At 60.1% G+C, this 17840-nt stretch carries 20 protein-coding genes; 9 read left to right on the forward strand and 11 right to left on the reverse strand.

The features are described from left to right. Positions 1-2: 2 nt before the first annotated feature. The 11 genes from HZY77_RS13410 to HZY77_RS13460 form a co-directional block, all read right to left on the reverse strand. Positions 3-920, reverse strand: a complete 918-nt coding sequence (locus HZY77_RS13410; RefSeq protein WP_296815674.1) for an HprK-related kinase A — start codon at positions 918-920, stop codon at positions 3-5. Beyond that, on the reverse strand, positions 917-1171 hold the full coding sequence (locus HZY77_RS13415) for an HPr-rel-A system PqqD family peptide chaperone (protein ID WP_296815677.1): 255 nt from the start codon (positions 1169-1171) through the stop codon (positions 917-919). The genes HZY77_RS13410 and HZY77_RS13415 overlap by 4 nt, the downstream gene beginning before the upstream one ends. A gap of 847 nt (positions 1172-2018) precedes the next feature. Beyond that, complete coding sequence (prmC, locus tag HZY77_RS13420) at positions 2019-2882, reverse strand: peptide chain release factor N(5)-glutamine methyltransferase (protein WP_296815680.1); 864 nt, start codon at positions 2880-2882, stop codon at positions 2019-2021. 3 nt (positions 2883-2885) lie between these two features. Beyond that, complete coding sequence (gene prfA, locus HZY77_RS13425) at positions 2886-3968, reverse strand: peptide chain release factor 1 (RefSeq protein ID WP_296815683.1); 1083 nt, start codon at positions 3966-3968, stop codon at positions 2886-2888. After that, positions 3965-5215, reverse strand: a complete 1251-nt coding sequence (gene hemA / locus HZY77_RS13430) for a glutamyl-tRNA reductase (protein WP_296815686.1) — start codon at positions 5213-5215, stop codon at positions 3965-3967. Before hemA ends, prfA begins: the two co-directional genes overlap by 4 nt. A gap of 46 nt (positions 5216-5261) precedes the next feature. Next, a complete protein-coding gene (locus tag HZY77_RS13435) occupies positions 5262-6161 on the reverse strand; it encodes a TauD/TfdA family dioxygenase (RefSeq protein WP_296815689.1) in 900 nt (299 codons plus the stop codon). An 8-nt stretch (positions 6162-6169) separates the two neighbouring features. Next, positions 6170-6790, reverse strand: a complete 621-nt coding sequence (locus HZY77_RS13440) for a hypothetical protein (protein WP_296634102.1) — start codon at positions 6788-6790, stop codon at positions 6170-6172. Positions 6791-6792: 2 nt separating this feature from the next. Then, the gene (locus tag HZY77_RS13445) at positions 6793-7641 is read right to left on the reverse strand and encodes a sulfurtransferase (protein WP_296815692.1); all 849 of its coding nucleotides are present in this window, start codon (positions 7639-7641) and stop codon (positions 6793-6795) included. 83 nt (positions 7642-7724) lie between these two features. Continuing rightward, the gene (locus HZY77_RS13450; protein ID WP_296815695.1) at positions 7725-8057 is read right to left on the reverse strand and encodes a TusE/DsrC/DsvC family sulfur relay protein; all 333 of its coding nucleotides are present in this window, start codon (positions 8055-8057) and stop codon (positions 7725-7727) included. A 55-nt stretch (positions 8058-8112) separates the two neighbouring features. Next, positions 8113-8772, reverse strand: coding sequence for a type I-MYXAN CRISPR-associated protein Cas6/Cmx6 (gene cas6, locus HZY77_RS13455; protein ID WP_296815698.1), 660 nt, complete (start codon positions 8770-8772; stop codon positions 8113-8115). Continuing rightward, positions 8769-8963: a hypothetical protein gene (locus HZY77_RS13460; RefSeq protein ID WP_296634114.1), complete on the reverse strand. Its 195-nt coding sequence runs from the start codon at positions 8961-8963 to the stop codon at positions 8769-8771. The genes cas6 and HZY77_RS13460 overlap by 4 nt, the downstream gene beginning before the upstream one ends. Positions 8964-9363: 400 nt before the next feature. Between HZY77_RS13460 and dsrA the strand changes: the two genes are divergently transcribed. From dsrA to HZY77_RS13505, 9 genes are all read left to right on the forward strand, one after another. Further along, positions 9364-10665 (forward strand): dissimilatory-type sulfite reductase subunit alpha, encoded by a 1302-nt coding sequence (gene dsrA / locus HZY77_RS13465; RefSeq protein WP_296815702.1) that lies wholly within the window; start codon positions 9364-9366, stop codon positions 10663-10665. A gap of 66 nt (positions 10666-10731) precedes the next feature. Then, the gene (gene dsrB / locus HZY77_RS13470) at positions 10732-11802 is read left to right on the forward strand and encodes a dissimilatory-type sulfite reductase subunit beta (protein WP_296815705.1); all 1071 of its coding nucleotides are present in this window, start codon (positions 10732-10734) and stop codon (positions 11800-11802) included. A 90-nt stretch (positions 11803-11892) separates the two neighbouring features. Continuing rightward, positions 11893-12252: a sulfurtransferase complex subunit TusD gene (gene tusD, locus HZY77_RS13475; RefSeq protein WP_296815708.1), complete on the forward strand. Its 360-nt coding sequence runs from the start codon at positions 11893-11895 to the stop codon at positions 12250-12252. Between the two features lie 11 nt (positions 12253-12263). Further along, a complete protein-coding gene (gene tusC, locus HZY77_RS13480; protein ID WP_296634125.1) occupies positions 12264-12659 on the forward strand; it encodes a sulfurtransferase complex subunit TusC in 396 nt (131 codons plus the stop codon). Positions 12660-12670: 11 nt separating this feature from the next. Beyond that, positions 12671-12970 (forward strand): sulfurtransferase complex subunit TusB, encoded by a 300-nt coding sequence (tusB, locus tag HZY77_RS13485; protein WP_296634129.1) that lies wholly within the window; start codon positions 12671-12673, stop codon positions 12968-12970. A 23-nt stretch (positions 12971-12993) separates the two neighbouring features. Then, positions 12994-13329 carry a TusE/DsrC/DsvC family sulfur relay protein gene (locus HZY77_RS13490; protein WP_296769737.1) on the forward strand — a complete coding sequence of 112 codons (336 nt, stop codon included), beginning with the start codon at positions 12994-12996 and terminating at the stop codon, positions 13327-13329. 173 nt (positions 13330-13502) lie between these two features. Beyond that, positions 13503-14243, forward strand: coding sequence for a respiratory nitrate reductase subunit gamma (locus HZY77_RS13495; protein ID WP_296815711.1), 741 nt, complete (start codon positions 13503-13505; stop codon positions 14241-14243). Between the two features lie 50 nt (positions 14244-14293). Then, complete coding sequence (gene dsrK / locus HZY77_RS13500; RefSeq protein WP_296815715.1) at positions 14294-15817, forward strand: sulfate reduction electron transfer complex DsrMKJOP subunit DsrK; 1524 nt, start codon at positions 14294-14296, stop codon at positions 15815-15817. Positions 15818-15881: 64 nt separating this feature from the next. After that, a complete protein-coding gene (locus HZY77_RS13505; RefSeq protein ID WP_296815717.1) occupies positions 15882-17840 on the forward strand; it encodes an NAD(P)-binding protein in 1959 nt (652 codons plus the stop codon).

The following is a 17840-nucleotide window of genomic DNA, read 5'->3' on the forward strand; positions in this document are numbered from 1 at the left end:
TTTCACACAGCCCGGCGTTCGGCCAGACGATCGAAAGCGGCGACTGCCTCGCTCAATGCGCTGTAGCGGAAATCGTAACAGTGAGCCTGGTCGATCAGCGTGGTGCCGACGCGAAAGCCGTCCGCGCCCAGATGGCTGTAGTTGAATGCATTCTGTGCCAGAAACATGAACGTCTCGGCCCGGGAGCGGGNGGTCAGCCGTGTTTCGGCGCCAGCCTCCCATTTGGGAAAAATCACCCAGCCGGGGCGGGCCGGTTCATGCTGGCGCAGTACGCTGTCGCGGGGGCGCATGTGCGCCACAGAGCCTTTGGACGTGTCGTGCGAGACGCGATTGATAAAGGCTTCAGGATTGAACTGGCGGATGACGTCGATCGACTGGTNTTTCAGACTGACGGGGCGCGGCAATGCATGGAGCAGGCCTGTCCTGCGATCGATCAGGGTCAGCTCGTCGGAAAGCAGGCGCCAGCCCGACAACACCAGTCCTGCGGTCAGGGTGCTTTTCCNCGAGCCGGGTGGCGCCGGGAGAATGGCGGCCAGACCATNTTTCTCCACGACGGCGGCATGAATGATCAGGTAGTGGTGCGCGTGCATCGAGACGCACCAGTTCAGACCCCATTCCAGCATGGGGTAGGCCTGGTCCAAGGGCAGCGGTTTGAAAGGCTGGGCGCCATCAAAGGAAAAATTGACCTGCGGACGGAACCAGCGCCGCAGACGGGAAGGGGNGTTCAGTTCGACATGGAAATCCGCAAAGGCCTGGTGCGCGCTACGCACTTCAAATTGGCCGTAGAGCTCAGTCAGTCCCTCGGCGACGCGTGGCAGGCGCGAACGGATCCGGAGCGAGAAAGGACCGGTGCGCAACCATACGCCGTTACCGGCGAGCTGATGCCGCAAATCGGATGGAGAGAGTTGAAGCAGTTTCATGGCGTTTCGAGCAAGCCGATCCGACGCAGGCTGGCGAGCGCTTGATCCGTTTGATGAGCGAGATCCGGGCCAAACTCAAGAGACAACTGGGAAACTAGCGCGCCATGCAGCTCGTCCAAAGTCATGCCGGGATTGCTTTGGACCAGCTGGAACAGCGCTACGTTGAACGGCGCGAGGTAATGCGTGTCGCCGGATGCCGTATCGAATACAACAGCTTCCTGTTCAAAGGATTTGATCTGAAAACGTGCCAATCGTATTTGAATCGGGAGCTATTGAAGGAAAACTCAGATCATACGGGCATGGTGGTCTTGAGGTAATCCACGATCTGTGCCGAATTCCACTGTACGTTGGCCGTGGGTTCGAAGTAGCCCTTGCTGACCCATTCGTTCCAGATGCCGATCACATCCGTTTCCGAGAGGACCGGAGTTAAACCAGCTTTGGCGTTCAACAGTGCGGCAACGATATGCGCGCCCAAATTGTCAGGGTCGGTCAATCCCCAGGGGTTGGAACCATTGCTCAGCATCAGGACCTGCATGAGGGAGAGCGAGGTCTTGGGCGTGCCGGGATTGCCATCGAGATCCGCCATGAACTGGGTGCCGGAAANAAGCGGATGGAACAGGGTGCCGCCTTTCCAGTTCTGGACCTTGTTACAGCTATTCCCGGCGTTGCAGTTCCCGGGAAGATAAGGCGATGGCCAGGATCCCGAATGCGTTTTCCAGTACCCCGGCGTCCTGCCGCTACACAGCGTAGGGGTGCCATGCTGGCTCAGATTGCCCGAAACGGCACCCGAAGGCGACATGCACTGGTCGGTCGCCAATACAGGGCGGCTGGCCAGCGTGAAAATGGCAGAGACGCCTAGTGCGGCCCCCGCCAGTCTACGGCGCGAGGGATTAATTTCGCTGTTTGGCAATGTCTCTGGCGAGGTGTCTTGAGTTTCGGGTGTGTGGTCGGACATGTCAGGCCTCGATAATCATTCTGGATTTTGTCCCCAGAAAATACAGCAAGAATCGCACCAATGTACGTCATTCCTGCCTGAGTTGCCCGTCTTATGCTGTCTGCCGGCTTGTCGGGCATGCCTTGGCTTAGGGCGAGTGTAAATTATTCCGACAAGAATCCCCCGCTGACACGGCGGATGCCGGATAGATCCGGCCAGCTCTGCGGATGGGAGAATCCCGCGGCCTGAAGCAAGGCCCGGACGGCATTCGCCTGATCGTACCCATGTTCCACCAGCAGCGCGCCGCCGGGCTTGAGATGCCCGGGTGCTGCCGCGATCAGGCGGCGCAGGTCGTCCAGACCATCCGGACCTGCTGCGAGTGCGGAAAGCGGCTCGAATCGCACATCCCCGCGCGCCAGATGGGGATCGGCGGCGGCGATATAGGGCGGGTTGCCGACTATGAGGTCGAAGCGGCGTCCGGCCAGTGCAGAAAACCAGTCGCTGGTCAAAAATTCGACAGGTGCGTTGAGGATGCTGCCGTTATTTTTCGCGGCGGCGAGCGCGGCATCGGAGCGGTCCACGGCGGTCACGCGTGCAAGCGGCCGCTCCAGCGCCAGGGTGATGGCGACGCAGCCGCTGCCGGTACCGAGGTCGAGGACCTCTACTGCCTGGTCTCCGGGCATGTGCGTCAGAGCCCGCTCCACCAGCAATTCGGTATCGGGTCGCGGAATCAGGACGTCGGGCGACACGCGAAAGCTGCGGCCGTAAAACTCGCGCATGCCGGTGAGATAGGCGATCGGTTCGCCGGCCAGCCTGCGCGCGAGTAGCGTGCGAAATTGCGTGATTTGCTCTTGGGCCGGCAGGTCGGTGTCGTGCGCGATCAGCCAGGCGGGCGCCACGTCCCAGGCAAATGCGGCGAGCACGCGCGCTTCCAGTCGCGCTTCGCGCGTTTCCAGTCCGAGCGTCGCGCCAATGCGTGTTGTGGCGTCGTCGAGCAGACGGGCGACGGTCGCAGCCTCGCGGGCCATGTTTCAGCCCTCGCCGGCAAGCGTCGCCAGCAATTCGGCCTGATGTTCGGCCGCGAGCGCATCGAGCAACTCGGTGAGGTCGCCGTCCATCATCGCGTCGATCTTGTGTAGCGTGAGGTTGATGCGGTGATCGGTGATGCGGCCCTGAGGGAAGTTGTAGGTCCGGATGCGATCGGAGCGGTCGCCGCTGCCGATCAGATTCTTGCGGGTGCTGGCTTCGGTGGCCTGCTGTGCCTGGATTTCGCGATCCTTCAGGCGCGCCGCCAGTACGCTCATTGCCTGGGCGCGGTTGCGGTGCTGGGAGCGGTCGTCCTGGCATTCGACCACGAGCCCGGTCGGCAGATGGGTAATGCGGACCGCGGAGTCGGTCTTGTTGATGTGCTGGCCACCGGCGCCCGACGCACGGAAGGTGTCGATGCGCAGGTCGGTCGGGTTGATGTCAACTTCGCCGACCTCGTCGGCTTCCGGCATCACGGCGACGGTGCAGGCCGAGGTGTGGATGCGGCCCTGTGATTCGGTTTCGGGCACGCGTTGCACGCGATGGCCGCCCGATTCGAACTTCAGCCGCGAGTAGGCGCCTTGCCCAACGATGCGGAGGATTACCTCCTTGTAGCCCCCGACTTCGCCGGGATTTTCCGACACGATCTCAACCTTCCAGCCCTGGCGCTCGGCATAGCGCGTGTACATGCGCAACAGGTTGCCGGCGAACAGCGCCGACTCGTCACCGCCGGTGCCGGCGCGGATTTCCAGGAAGATGTTGCGCTCGTCGTTGGGATCTTTCGGCAGTAGCGCAGTCTGCAGTTCGGTTTCCAGTTGCCCGATTTTCGTTGCGCAATCGGCGAGTTCCGCTTCGGCGAGTTCGCGCATGTCCGGGTCGGCAAGCATCTCGCTTGCGGTTGTCCGGTCGGCCTCGACCAGCTTGTACTGACGGTAAAGCGCCACTACCGGGCTGAGATCGGCATGCTCGCGGGTGAGCTTGCGATAGCTTTCCATGTCACCGGCGATTTCCGGCTGCGACAGCAAGGCGTCGAGTTCCTCGAGCCGCTCGTCGGCGCGAGCGAGCTTGTCGGCCAGCGAGGCTTTCATTCGTGGTGCAGCCCGTAGAGTTGGCTGATGAGGCGGACCAACTGGTCGCGTTCGGCGCTGTTGGCGTGATTGAGCGCATGAGTGGGGGCGTGCAGCAGCTTGTTGGCGAGCGCATGGCTCATCGCGTCGAGTATGGCGCGCGGGTCGCCGCCGCGCGCCAGCGCTTTCTCGGCTTTCTCGATTTCGTGGCGACGATGGCGCTCGGCATTGTCGCGTAGCGAACGGATCAACGGCACCAGTTCGCGGCCTTCCATCCAGTGCACGAAGCTTTCCACGCTGGTTTCGATGATGGCCTCGGCCTGTGCCACCTGGGCGACGCGATTGTCCATGCCTTCGCGCACTACCTGCCCGAGGTCGTCCACGCTGTAGAGGAAGACGTCGTCCATGTCGGCGACTTCGGCCTCGACGTCGCGCGGCACCGCCAGGTCGACGATGAACATCGGGCGGTGGCGGCGCTGCTTGATTGCGCGTTCGAGCATGCCCTTGCCGAGGATGGGCAGCGGGCTTGCGGTGGAGGTGATGATGATGTCGTAGGCGGGCAACTCGTCGGGCAACGCGGTCAGCGGGATCACCTCGGCATTGAAGCGTTCGGCCAGCGGACGGGCACGTTCGGTCGTGCGGTTGGCGACGGTCATGCGGCGCGGGTGTTGCGCGGCAAAATGGGTGATGCACAGCTCGATCATCTCGCCAGCGCCGATGAACAGGCAGGCCTGGTCCCGGATGCTGGGGAAGATGCGTTCGGCAAGCCGCACGGCGGCGGCGGCCATCGACACCGAATTGGCGCCGATCTCGGTGCTGGTGCGCACTTCCTTGGCGACCGAGAAAGTGCGCTGGAACAGCTTGTGCAGCAGGAGGCCGAGCGTGCCGGCCTCCTCCGCGGCCTGTACTGCCTGTTTCATCTGGCCGAGGATCTGGGTCTCGCCCAGCACCATCGAATCGAGTCCGGCGGCGACACGGAAGGCATGTTGTGCCGCCTGCTCGCGCGGCAGCGTATACAGGTAGGGCGCGAGTTCACGCCGCTCGATATGATGGAAGTCGGCCAGCCATTGCGCCACGGCCTCGGNGGAAGGCGTGTTGACATACAGTTCGGTGCGGTTGCAGGTCGACAGGATGGCGACTTCGGAGGCGCGCTGGCTTTGCGTCAGTTCATGCAGCGCCTGCACCAGTTTTTCGGGGCCGAACGCCACCTGCTCGCGGATCGCGAGGGGTGCGGTGTGATGGTTGACCCCGAGGGTGAGAAGCTGCATACGGCAGGTGGCCGAAAAACGAAGACCGCTATTTTAACCGCTCCCGCTACTGCGGGCGCGCGGGAAAGTTCAGGCGGTCGTAATAGCGCCCGCGATAGAGCAGACGACGGTGGCCGGGTGAGTCGGAGAACGCGCTGCGGGTGTGCAGCACGTTGTTGCAGATGAGGCCCATGCCAGGACTCAGGCGCGCCGTGAGGACGTATTCCGAACTGGCGAGAATATCGGCCAGGGTTTTGACGGCGGCCTGCGTGACCGCGTCGTTCTTCCACACGATCGAACGGGTGCGTGCGGTGTAGCGCATATACAGAAAACCCGCGTCGGGATCGACCGCGAACACCGGGCCGCTCTGTTCCGGGCGGGCGACGTTGTCCTCGTCCATGCGAGCAGGAATGGTCATCGCATCGGGCTGCATCAGCGCGGCAACATAATCGGGGCTGGCATCGCGCAACTGGATATAGGCAATCTCGTGGTCGAGCAGGGCGTTCTCGCCGCCGGATTCGGCATCCTGCGCGCAATGCAGCGTCATGCCGAGAATGCGGTGATCGAGTGCGTTGTAGTAGCCGTCGGTATGCCAGTTGATCGGCTTGTGGGTATAGGGAATGAAATCGCCGCGTACGCTGCCGCCTTCGTCGCTGGCCGGGGTGATGCTGGAAAGCCCGTCTTCATCGGCCAGATAGTTGCCTTCGAGGCGGGAAAGGCCGAGTTGTTGTGCCAATCGATGCGGGATCGACTTGTCGGCGGCAGGCAGGTGCGATGCGCTGTAGATGGCCATGTTGGCGCGCGCGCAGCACGCCTCGAGCGTGTCGGCTTCGTCGGCAGTGAGATGGCGTGGATCGTCCAGCGACACAACCAGTTCGTCGATGCGGCGCGGATAGGCGGCAAGCCGGGCATTGCGCCAGGCGCGGTAGCCGCTCTCGTTGCCCAGATCGAAAGGCGAATTCGCCATGCCGCGCCTTATTCCGGAGGCAGCATGTCGGGCGAACCGAAGCCGCGCTTGACCGGCGCGTCGGACAAGAGGCCCTTGAAGCTCTTCCTCACCGTGCCCATCATCTCGGGCATCTCGATGTCCATGATCTGGTCCATGATCCAGGTCTTGTCGTTGTCGCCCATCTCGTCACGGATCTGCAAACCGAGGAAACGTAACGCCGGGAAGCTGGCCTTTTCTTCGTCAGGGAACTCGAATTCCGCATAGTCGGCGAAGCGGCGGTTGAGGAAATCGATGAATTCCTGTTTGTAGTTGCGCGGGTCGTTTTTGCCTACCACTTCGCGCACGTTCTGCTCCATCACTTCACCGAGCCGGTTGGCGACCGCCTGCAGTACAGCGATGCGGCGTTCGGGTGTCAGCGTTGCATAGGCCATGCGGTCGCAGTAATGCACCAGGAAGGCGAGGAATTCGGCGATCAGCTTGAAGCCGCGCGCCGGGGTGATGATGTCGTAGTTTTCGCGGCCGAGGTTGTCCACGGCCTTGTCGGCGACGCGCCAGGTGGTCGTGGCGACAGCGGTAGCGATTTCTTCGGCGCTGCGCTCGCCGTCTTTCTTGAACCAGACAGTTTTGACGCGGATAGGCATGGCCATGATTATTCTCCTGTGGCGACGGGGCGGGCGGGATCGGTGATCCACTCGCTCCACGAGCCGGGGTAAAGCCGTGAACCGGGAAGACCGGCGACTTCCATCGCCAGAATGTTGTGGCAGGCGGTGACGCCGGAACCGCACATGTGGATCACCTGCCAGGCGGGCCTGCCCTTGAGCAGGGCCTGATAGTTTTCGCGCAGCGCTTCGGGCGGCAGGAAGGTCCCGTCCACGTCGAGATTTTCGTCGAATTGCCAGTTGATCGCACCAGGTACGTGCCCGGCCACCGGGTCGAGCGGTTCGAATTCGCCGGAGAAGCGGCGGTCCGGACGCGCATCGAGGATGAGTTGCTCGCCGGAGTGTGACGCGCGCAAGACCTCGTCCGCCGCGACGATCTGGGTCGGTTCGGGCAGGCAGGCGCAGGCACCCCGGTGTGGCGCCGGGATGTCGGCATTGACCGGGCGCTTTTCGCGCAGCCATTTCGGGTAGCCGCCGTCCAGCAGGGCCACACCGGGGTGCCCGAGCCAGCGCAGCATCCACCACAGCCGCCCTGCCATGGCGCCATAGCTGTCGTCGTATACCACGACCTGTTTGTTGACGCCTACACCCCATGCACACAGCTTTTCGGTCAGCACGCGCGGATCGGGCAGCGGGTGGCGCCCGGTGGTTTCGCCGATGGGGGCGGAGAGATCCTCGTCCAAATGCACATAGCGTGCACCCGGGATATGTGCTTTCTCGTACGCCTGACGACCTGCCTCGGTGTCGGTGAGGGTGAAGCGGCAGTCCAGGATGACCCAGTTGGGATCGTCCAGGTGGACAGCCAGATCTTCAGTGGTAACGAGGGTGTTGGAAAACATCGTTGGAGCCGTGATAAGTGAACTTCAGGTCGGAGCGGGCAGCGAGGAAACCGCTGCCCGCCCAACGGGGTCTCTGACTGCTATCAGTAACCGCCCTTGCCGTAAGGCTTGGTCAGGCCGGCAACGCGGGCGGACTGACGTGCGGGCTGGTTGGGGAAGAGCTCATACAGCTNTTTCTTCCAATCGGTACCGGGATGCAGGTCTTCCATCTCGGACAACATGTTGCGGAAGTTCGGGGTATGACCATCTTCCTTGTATTTGTCGCGCATATAGTTGATGACGGTCCAGTGATCGTCGGTCAGCGTGATTTNTTCAGCTGCGGCGATGACGGNGGNGACGTCGTCGCTGAAGTTGGCTTCCAGCAGGAAGTCTTCTTCACCGGTTTCGAGCTCTTCGCCATTTACAACATAAGACATGTTTTCTCCTTTCGGGTTGGTCACTAAAGAATCGCCGGAACAACCGGCAGCGGGTTCAATGGTTCGCCGGCATCACCGGCGCAATGGATTTGTGCGGGATGAAAATCCCGCATCCTAACAAACGGTTGCGTCCCATGCCTTCGTCCTGCAGTTGCAGGGACTTGTGTGGCGGCACGTCATGCAGCATCAGACTGTAGCCGTAGATTGGGCCGGATGCGGTTTGCAGGGTTTGCTGTTTGCCGCAGATGAATCCGCAGCGCAGCTGGAAATGGCCATCCAGTTCGCGCATCACGTCCTGCACGAATTGTTCTTCACTCGCCCGGCCCGTGTCAACGAAGTGTGCGTAGATGTTGGCGAAGGCACTGAATTCACGGGTCTTGAAGCTGCCGATCTGCAGGCGGTGACCGGCCAGGTCCAGTGTCTGCCCGACCAGGCGCTGCATCTCGTCCACACGTGTCTTGGGCACGCGCACGAGCATCTTGGTACGCCGATTGATGTTGAGCGTGGCATCGCCACTGTTGGTTTCTGCACCTTTGAGATGCTGGATGCCAGTGCCACCATCCTCACCCAGCCAGGGGAGCAGGCGCAGCAGTGCCTCCGACATCAGTTGTGCATTGTCGGCCGGAATGGTGGTGCCGGCCAGATCGAATTGCAGGTCGATCATGTGCGGCGTGTACGCTTCGGGCTTGTTTTCAGGCCAGCCTGCCCAGTTCACGGCGCGTCTCCCGCATGGTCCTTGGCCCAAGCCTGCATCAGGTCGGCCCATTTCTGCGCGCTGACCGGGTCGACGTCGAAAATAGTGAAGCGCTTGTTCTCGCGTATGCGGATGCGTAGAAACGGCACGCCTCCCGACTCGTGGGTCAGGTGCTGGAACTCGATCTCCTGGCCGCCGAAGGGGAGTCGCATCTTGTCTAATGGTGTGATCTCTGGCATGGAATCTCGATCCGGGTTGCTTCAATTCGATATGAATGCGTTGTACAGCAACACAAACAAACCTTGCTTTAATAAGGTTGTTGCGTACCATTTCAACCCTGCTTGTTACAGGGGCTTGCGTTTGCAACAATATTTTAATACTCTTATTGATTCCTGTGGCGGCCACGTAATGTCTCACCCTTTGCCTAGATGGGGCATTACCGCGTTGGGGAAATCGATCTACTCCTTTTGGGTAGGTTAAAACCTACCGCGATGGAGTAATCGTTTTACCCATGAGAATGATGGTGATGCGGCCATCAACTCAATACGATGATGGGATACCGTTGAGCTGTCGGCTGAGCGGGCATTTCGAAATGTTCTAGGAGAGAAAACTATGGCAAAGAAGATGATTGATACGCCCAATCTGGACGAGCTCGAGAAAGGCCCGTGGCCGAGCTTCGTGACCGGTCTGAAGCGTCTGGCTAAGGACAACGACATGATGGTTGACCTGATGGGTCAGCTGGAGACGTCGTACAAGACCAAGTTCGGTTACTGGAAGGGCGGTACGGTTGGCGTGTTCGGCTATGGTGGTGGTGTGATNCCCCGCTTCACCGAGCTGAAGGACGAAAACCACCAGCCGCTGTTCCCTGAGGCAGCTGAATTCCATACCCTGCGCGTGCAGCCGCCCGCAGGCATGCACTACACTTCCGACCTGCTGCGCAAGATGTGTGACGTCTGGTCCGCGACCGGCGGCTCGGGCCTGATCGCCTTCCATGGCCAGTCCGGCGACATCATGTTCCAAGGCATCAAGACCGAAAACGTCCAGAAGGCCTTCGATGAATTCAATGAAATGGGCTTCGACCTCGGCGGCGCCGGTCCCGCGCTGCGCACCTCGATGTCCTGCGTCGGCGCCGCTCGTTGCGAAATGTCCTGCTACGACGAAGCCAAGGCTCTGCGCACCGTCATCAACAACAACCTGGACGACATGCACCGTCCGTCCCTGCCGTACAAGTTCAAGTTCAAGTTCTCCGGCTGCCCGAACGACTGCGTGAATGCCATCCAGCGTTCCGACATGGCCACCATCGGCACCTGGCGCGACAACATCCGCGTGAACGAAGCCCAGGTTCAGGACTACATGAAAGCCCACGGCATGAACGATCTCGTCAACGACGTGATCAGCAAGTGCCCGACCAAGGCCATCACCCTGGTTGAAACCGGCAAGTTCCAGGCCAGCGAGCATGTTTCCGCGGCCAATCTGGGCAACGGCCAGACCATGTGCATCGACAACAAGAACTGCGTGCGCTGCATGCACTGCCTGAACGTCATTCCCGGCGGTCTGCTGCCCGGTAGCGACAAGGGCGTGACCATCCTGGTGGGCGGCAAGGGCGTGCTGAAGATCGGCGCCACCATGGGTACCGTGGTGATTCCGTTCATGAAGCTCGAATCCGACGAGGACTTCGAGAAGCTGAACGAACTGGCTCGCAATATCCTCGACTTCTTTGCTGAGAACGCACTGGAGCACGAGCGTACCGGTGAAATGATCGAGCGTATCGGCCTGACCAACTTCCTCGAAGGTCTGGATATCCCGGTTGATCCCAACATGATCAGTGCACCGCGTTCCAACCCCTACTTCCGTTCCGACGACTGGGACGAGCAGGTGGAGAAGTGGAACGAGTACAAGCAGTCCGCCGCTTAAGTTTTCGCTTACCGCGGGCTCTGGTGAGAGCTGGGGCCCGTGCATTAAATCAGTTGGAGATAAAACATGGCAGAACTACGTCCGCCTATCGAATCCGGCGCCCCGGATCCGATGCCCTACATGCATCCCGTGATGGTCAAGAACTATGGCAAGTGGTCTTTCCACAGCCATCCGAAGCCGGGTGTCCTGTACCACCGCGCTGAATCCGGCGACGAGATCTGGACGGTCAAGGCCGGTACCCAGCGCCAGATGGACCACTACACCATCCGCGAACTGGCCGACATTGCTGACCAATATGGCGATGGTTTCGTGCGTTTCACCGCGCGTTCCAATATCGAATACATGGTGGCTGATGGTTCCAAGGTCGAGCCGCTGATCAAGGCGCTGAACGACAAGGGCTATCCCATCGGTGGTACCGCCAACTCCGTGTCCATGATCGCGCACACCCAGGGCTGGCTGCACTGCGACATCCCCGGCACCGACGCTTCCGGCGTGGTCAAGGCGCTGATGGACGAGTTGTATGACGACTTCGTCAAGTGCGAGATGCCCAACCGCGTCAAGCTGTCGACCTCCTGCTGCGAGATCAACTGCGGCGGCCAGGCCGACATCGCCATCATCGTTCAGCACACCAAGCCGCCGAAGATCAATCACGATCTGGTTGCCAACGTGTGTGAGCGTCCGTCCGTTGTTGCCCGCTGCCCGGTGGCGGCAATCCGTCCCGCCCTGGTGAACGGCAAGCCCTCGCTGGAAGTCGACGAGAAGAAGTGCATCTGCTGCGGCGCCTGCTTCCCGCCCTGNCCCCCGATGCAGATTAACGATCCCGAGCACTCCAAGATCGCGATCTGGGTGGGCGGCAAGAACTCGAACGCCCGTTCCAAGCCGACCTTCCACAAGCTGGTCGCGTCCGGCCTGCCGAACAATGCGCCGCGTTGGCCGGAAGTGAGTGAGGTGGTCAAGAAGATCCTCGCTACCTACAAGGCTGACGGCAAGCCTTGGGAGCGCATGATCGACTGGATCGACCGCATCGGCTGGCCCGCATTTTTCGAGAAGACCGGTCTGCCCTTCACCAAGTATCACATTGATAACTGGCGTGGTGGTCGTGCCAACCTGAACGCTTCTGCGCACATCCGTTTCTAAGCTGTTTGGGAAGCTGTCAGCTCCGCCACCGCCCTGGCTGTGGCGGATGCTTGATAACAATGACTGGATTTTTCGGAGTTTGAGCTAGCCATGCAATTCGGCATTCTTGTAAACGAAGGGCCTTACAACCATGAGGCCAGTGACTCCGCTTATCTCTTCGCCCGTACGGCGATCGAGAAGGGGCACAAAGTTCCGCGTATNTTTTTCTACCATGATGGCGTGAACAACTCGACGCGCATGGCTGAGCCGCCGCAGGATGACCGCAACGTCACCATGCGCTGGTCCAAGCTGGCCGAAGAGCATGGCATCGACCTCGTTGTGTGCGTGGCCGCTGCGCTGCGTCGTGGCATCAAGGATGAGTTGCTGGCCCCGGGGTTCCGTATTTCCGGTCTAGGTCAGCTGGTGGAAATGGGTATTCAGTACGATCGTCTCGTGACGTTCGGTGATTAAGGGTTAACGAGATGAGCGATATGGACGATATGGATGACGGCTCGGGTGTCGTCAAGAAATTCATGTTCCTGAACCGCAAGGCGCCGCACGGTACTGTGTACGCGTTGGAAGGTCTGGAAGTGGTGCTGATTACCGCCGCCTTTGATCAGGATGTGAGCATGGTCTTCACCGACGACGGTGTGTACCAGCTGATGAAGGGCGTCGACACCAAGGGCATCGAGGTCAAGGACTTTTCCAAGACCTATCGTGCACTGGAAGGCTATGACATTGAGAAACTCTATGTCGACCAGGTGTCGCTGGATGCGCGTGGTCTGACCGAAGACGACCTGATTGTGGATGTGACGGTGCTCTCCGTCGATGAGATGGCGAATCTCATGGCCGAGCAAGACGTCGTGATCAGCTTCTAAGGGGACCGGACATGCTGCATATTGTGAATAAATCGGCCACTGAGCGCAGTTCGCTGGAAAGCTGCCTGCGCATGGCCACCAAAGGTTCTGCTGTATTGCTGATCGAAGACGCGGTGTACGCGGCGACGAACGGTAACGCGGCAGCGGCGAAAATCCAGGCAGCAGCAGCTGACCTCAAGATTTACGCACTCGGTCCTGATCTGGCGGCGCGCGGCATGGCTGGGCGTGTGCTGGACGGAGTCAATGTCGTGGATTACGGCGGTTTTGTGGATCTGGTCGCAGAGCACAGCAACTGTCAGTCTTGGCTGTAACTTTTAATAGAAGGAGTATTGCTATGCCCATGGTGAATATCGCCGGTAAGGAAGTCGAAGTCGACGAGGAAGGCTATCTGGTCGACCTGTCGCAGTGGAACGAAGACATCGCCAAGTACATGGCGCAGGAAGAGAAAGTCGACCTGACCGAAAGCCACTGGGAAGTCGTCAACTTCCTGCGTGAGTACTACGCCGAATACCAGATCGCTCCCGCTGTTCGCGTTCTGACCAAGGCCATTGGCAAGAAGCTCGGCCCGGAAAAAGGCAACAACAAGTACCTGTACGAGTTGTTTCCCTACGGCCCCGCCAAGCAGGCTTGTAAGATCGCGGGTCTGCCCAAGCCGACTGGCTGTATCTAAGTTGTAAATCGTCGGGTCGCCTCGGATTTTCGGGGCGGCTCCGATCGTTATGTTTCCCAATCAAATGGGGCGGGGAGGGTTCGCCCTGCGTTTGATTCGCAAACAAAACGTTGGTAAGGAATGCAATTCCGCCAGGCATTTCATCGCGTGGTGGGACGGGGTCCGATAGGAGAGTGAGTTTGTCTACTGTGACGATGATTTACGCCGGGATGTTCTACATCGCCACCTTCCTGCTGGTGGTGGGTCTGGTCTACAAGATTTTTGATTACAGCCGCACACCCGCACCGCTGGTCATCCCGACGACNCCTGCGCCGACTACGCGAACTGGCGTGGTGTATCGGATGGCGAAAGAGGTGGTGGTATTCGAGTCGCTGTTCAAATCGAACAAGTGGATCTGGGTATTCGGCTGGCTGTTCCATTTCGGTCTGTTTCTGGTTCTGGCGCGCCACCTTCGCTATTTCACCCAGCCTGTCTGGTTCTGGGTCGACATCGTGCAGCCCTTCGGCAAGTATGCCAGCATCATGATGGTCGCTGGCCTGGCGGGACTGTTGGCGCGCCGCTTCGTTGTCGACCGGGTGCGCTACATCTCGACACCGTCCGATTATCTGATGCTGCTTCTGCTGATCGGGATCGGCGTGTCCGGCATGCTGATGACCTTCGTCGCCCATACCGACATCATTTCGCTGAAAGAGTTCTTCATGGGCTTGATGTATCTGGATATCCAGCCGCTTCCGCAGGACCCGATCCTGCTGGTGCATCTGGCCCTGGTGGCTTCGCTGATGGTGATCTTCCCGGTCAGCAAACTGTTGCATGCGCCGGGCCTGTTCTTCAGCCCCACCCGCAACCAGGTCGACAACCCGCGTGAACATCGCCATGTAGCGGCATGGGCTGCACGCCTGGATCAGAACAACTGATTCGTCGACGACGATTGACGAACGCCTAAGTACGGACAGAGGACTCACACGTGGCTGCTGCTGAATTTGACATCCCAGAAATCAAGGACGACATCGAGGTTCCCAAGCTTCACGAAGGCGTCATGTCGCATGTCAAGTCCTTCCCTGCGCCCAAGTCGGTTCAGGACTTCATGGGATATCCGCATGAACTGGGCGAGGACTGGAAAGAGCGCGCCATCGACAAGATGGGCGACCTGCTCGGAAAGTATCGCTCGCTGAAGGTTTTCCTTGATGCGTGTGTGCACTGCGGTGCGTGCACCGACAAGTGCCACTATTACCTGGGCACCTCGGATCCCAAGAACATGCCGGTGGCGCGCCAGGATCTGATGCGTCAGGTCTACCGCCGTTACTTTACTACAGCGGGCAAGCTGTTTCCCAAGCTGGTGGGCGCCAAAGACCTCACCAAGGAAATCCTCGACGATTGGTACAGCTACTACCATCAGTGTTCGGAATGCCGCCGCTGCTCGGTGTACTGCCCATACGGCATCGACACGGCCGAGATCACGATGGCTGGCCGCGAGATTCTTAACCACGTCGGCATGGGTCAGAAGTATTCCAACGAGATTCTCGGCAAGGTGCAGAAGATTGGCAACAACCTGGGCCTGCCTGGTCCCGCGCTGATCGATACCCTGGAAGGACTGGAAGAGGACATCGAAGCCGACACCGGCGTGCCGGTCAAGATGCCGATCGACGTGAAAGGCGCTGAAGTGCTGCTGATCACGCCGTCTGCCGACTTCTTCTCCGAGCCGCATGTTGAATCGCTGATCGGCTATGCCAAGGTATTCCACGCGGCGGGCATCAACTGGACCCTGTCCACGCATGCGGCAGAAGCGGGCAACTTCGGCCTGTTCAATGGCAACTACGAAACGATGCGCAAGGTTGCCATGCGGATCAGGGACGCCGCGCTGGAGCTTGGCGTCAAGCGCATCGTCGTCGGCGAGTGTGGCCATGCCTGGCGCGTCGCCTACAGTTTCTGGAATACGCTGACCGGTATCGGCTATGGCGGCAACGATCCTTTCTCGATCGAACTGCAAAAGCAGCTCGATCCGACCTATCCGCAGCCGCAACATATTTGCGAACTGACCAACGATCTGATCAAGTCCGGCAAAATCAAGGTCGATCCGTCAATGAATGATGATCTGATCGTGACTTACCACGATTCGTGCAACGTGGCCCGCGCGTCGCGCATGGGTACTGAACCCGGTGGCCAGTTCACCATTCCGCGCGAACTGATCAAGTCGGTGGTGAACAACTTCCACAACATGGCGGACGACACCATCTATGAAGCCACGTTCTGCTGCGGCGGCGGCGGCGGCGTGCTGACGGACGACCTGATGGAAGTACGCGTCAAGGGTGCGTTGCCGCGTGCGACTGCACTCAATAATGTGGTCAAGGAATACCAGGTCAACTTCATGGCCACCATCTGTGCCATCTGCAAGGCGCAGTTCACCAAGGTTTTGCCCAAATATGGCTTCGACATGAGCATGGTGGGCGGTGTGCATCAATTGGTTAGCAAGGCGATCAAGCTGGACTGAGTTGGGTCACAGAACTGATTGCGATTTATCTATCTTTAGTTACGTAGGCGTTAGGAGAACCAACATGGCTGTCACGACGAACAAAGCAAAAACCGAAGGCGTTACATGGCGTCGTTATAATGATGGCGAGTCCGACAAGAACTATCGTTCTTCGCAGGATCGCATCTTCCAGTCGAGCTGGACGCACAAGTGCCCGGAATACATGCTCTCCACGCCGCCTTGCCAGGGCTCCTGCCCGGCCGGTGAAGACATTCGCGGCTACCTCAACATCGTGCGTGGCATCGAGAAGCCGCCCGCGGGTGTGACCTGGCAGGAATATGCCTTCCGCCGTATCACCGAAGCCAACCCTTTCCCCGGCGTGATGGGCCGTGTCTGCCCCGCACCGTGTGAGTCCGGTTGTAACCGCAATCAGGTCGAAGACCACGTTGGCATCAACTCGGTCGAGCACTTCGTCGGCGACTGGGGCATCGAAAACAACATGACCTACACGTCGACCGCAGCCGAAACCGGCAAGAAGGTTGCCGTGATCGGTGCCGGCCCTGCCGGCCTGGCCGCCGCCTACCAGCTGCGTCTGCGCGGCCATGGCGTGACCATTTTCGACGAGCACGAAGAGCTCGGCGGCATGATGCGTTACGGCATTCCCGGCTTCCGGACCCCGCGTGAAATGCTCGATGCGGAAATCAATCGCATCATCGCGCTGGGCGTAGAAACCCGCCTGAAGACCCGTATCGGTTCCGACGTCAGCTTCGAACAGCTGGAAAAGGATTACGACGCCATCTTCATGGCGATGGGCGCCCAGGCTGGCCGTCCGCTGCCGGTTCCCGGTGCTGAGGCGCCCAACTGCGTGACCGCCGTCGCGTTCCTGCGCGCCTTCAACGAAGGCCGCCTGCAGCATGTCGGCAACCGCGTGGTGGTCATCGGCGGTGGCGACACCTCGATCGACGTCGCCACTGTTGCCCGCCGTCTCGGTAATGTCACCAAGTCCGGCACGCACGACGACCGTCCTGAAAATGTCATCGCCGGTCACATGGCATCCGATGTCGCCTCGATCTCCGCCCGCGAAGGTGCCGAGGTGGTGCTGGTGTCCCGCGCCACCATCGACAAGATGGCTGCCAACAAGCACGAAGTCGAGCATGCCCAACAGGAAGGCATCGAGATCATCGGCGGCGTGACCCCGGTTGCCGTGGTCGTCGACGCGAATGGCCGTGCCACCGCCCTGCGCGTGGCCGACTTCGTGATGGAAGGCAAGGAAACCAAGATCGTCGAAGGCACCGAGCGCGACCTGCCGGGCGACCTGATCGTGTCCGCGATCGGCCAGGGTGTCGATTTCACCGGCCTCGAGAAATTCAACAACAATAACGGCTTGATCAAGGCCGACAAGAACTATCGCTTCCCCGGCAGCGAGAAGATCTTCGTTGGCGGCGACGTGATCCGTCCGCACCTGCTGACCACCGCAATCGGCCATGCATCCATCGCCGTCGATGGCATTGATGCCTATCTGGCCGGCAAGGAACTCGACAAGCGTCCGAAGGTTGACGTCCATCATTTCGACGAAATCCGCAAGTGGCTCGAATCCGGCCACGAGTACAGCGAAGTCAAGGGCCAGATCTGGGGTACGTCGGAGCGCAAGGACATCCTGCACAACTTCGAAGACCGTTCGGCGCGCCACATCATTCCGCACAACGAACTGTTCCTTGGTCATTTCCCCAATGTTCCGCGCAACATCCGCGAGGTGACCGTGCTCGACAAGGAAGGCGCGCTGGGCAACTTCGAAGAGCGTCTGCATGCCTTGTCGGAGAAGGCTGTCGTCGACGAGGCCAAGCGCTGCATGTCCTGCGGCCAGTGCTTCGAATGCGACAACTGCGTCGTGTACTGCCCGCAGACCGCCGTGTTCAAGGTCAAGAAGAAGGACAACCCCACCGTCGGTCGTTACGTCGATACCGACTACGGTAAGTGCATCGGCTGCCATATCTGCGCCGACGTTTGCCCAACCGGCTACATCGTCATGGGTATGGGTGACTGA

It is taken from the genome of Thiobacillus sp. (genome assembly GCF_013693775.1).
GTDB lineage: Bacteria > Pseudomonadota > Gammaproteobacteria > Burkholderiales > Thiobacillaceae > Thiobacillus.

Excerpts from the sequence above, each read along its gene's own strand:
- HZY77_RS13505 (WP_296815717.1), top strand. The coding sequence starts at position 15,882 with ATGGCTGTCACGACGAACAAAGCAAAAACCGAAGGCGTTACATGGCGT.
- HZY77_RS13435 (WP_296815689.1), bottom strand. The coding sequence starts at position 6,161 with ATGGCGAATTCGCCTTTCGATCTGGGCAACGAGAGCGGCTACCGCGCC.
- HZY77_RS13490 (WP_296769737.1), top strand. The coding sequence starts at position 12,994 with ATGCCCATGGTGAATATCGCCGGTAAGGAAGTCGAAGTCGACGAGGAA.
- HZY77_RS13460 (WP_296634114.1), bottom strand. The coding sequence starts at position 8,963 with ATGCGACTCCCCTTCGGCGGCCAGGAGATCGAGTTCCAGCACCTGACC.
- tusC (WP_296634125.1), top strand. The coding sequence starts at position 12,264 with ATGAGCGATATGGACGATATGGATGACGGCTCGGGTGTCGTCAAGAAA.
- HZY77_RS13445 (WP_296815692.1), bottom strand. The coding sequence starts at position 7,641 with ATGTTTTCCAACACCCTCGTTACCACTGAAGATCTGGCTGTCCACCTG.
- HZY77_RS13440 (WP_296634102.1), bottom strand. The coding sequence starts at position 6,790 with ATGGCCATGCCTATCCGCGTCAAAACTGTCTGGTTCAAGAAAGACGGC.
- prfA (WP_296815683.1), bottom strand. The coding sequence starts at position 3,968 with ATGAAAGCCTCGCTGGCCGACAAGCTCGCTCGCGCCGACGAGCGGCTC.
- tusB (WP_296634129.1), top strand. The coding sequence starts at position 12,671 with ATGCTGCATATTGTGAATAAATCGGCCACTGAGCGCAGTTCGCTGGAA.
- prmC (WP_296815680.1), bottom strand. The coding sequence starts at position 2,882 with ATGGCCCGCGAGGCTGCGACCGTCGCCCGTCTGCTCGACGACGCCACA.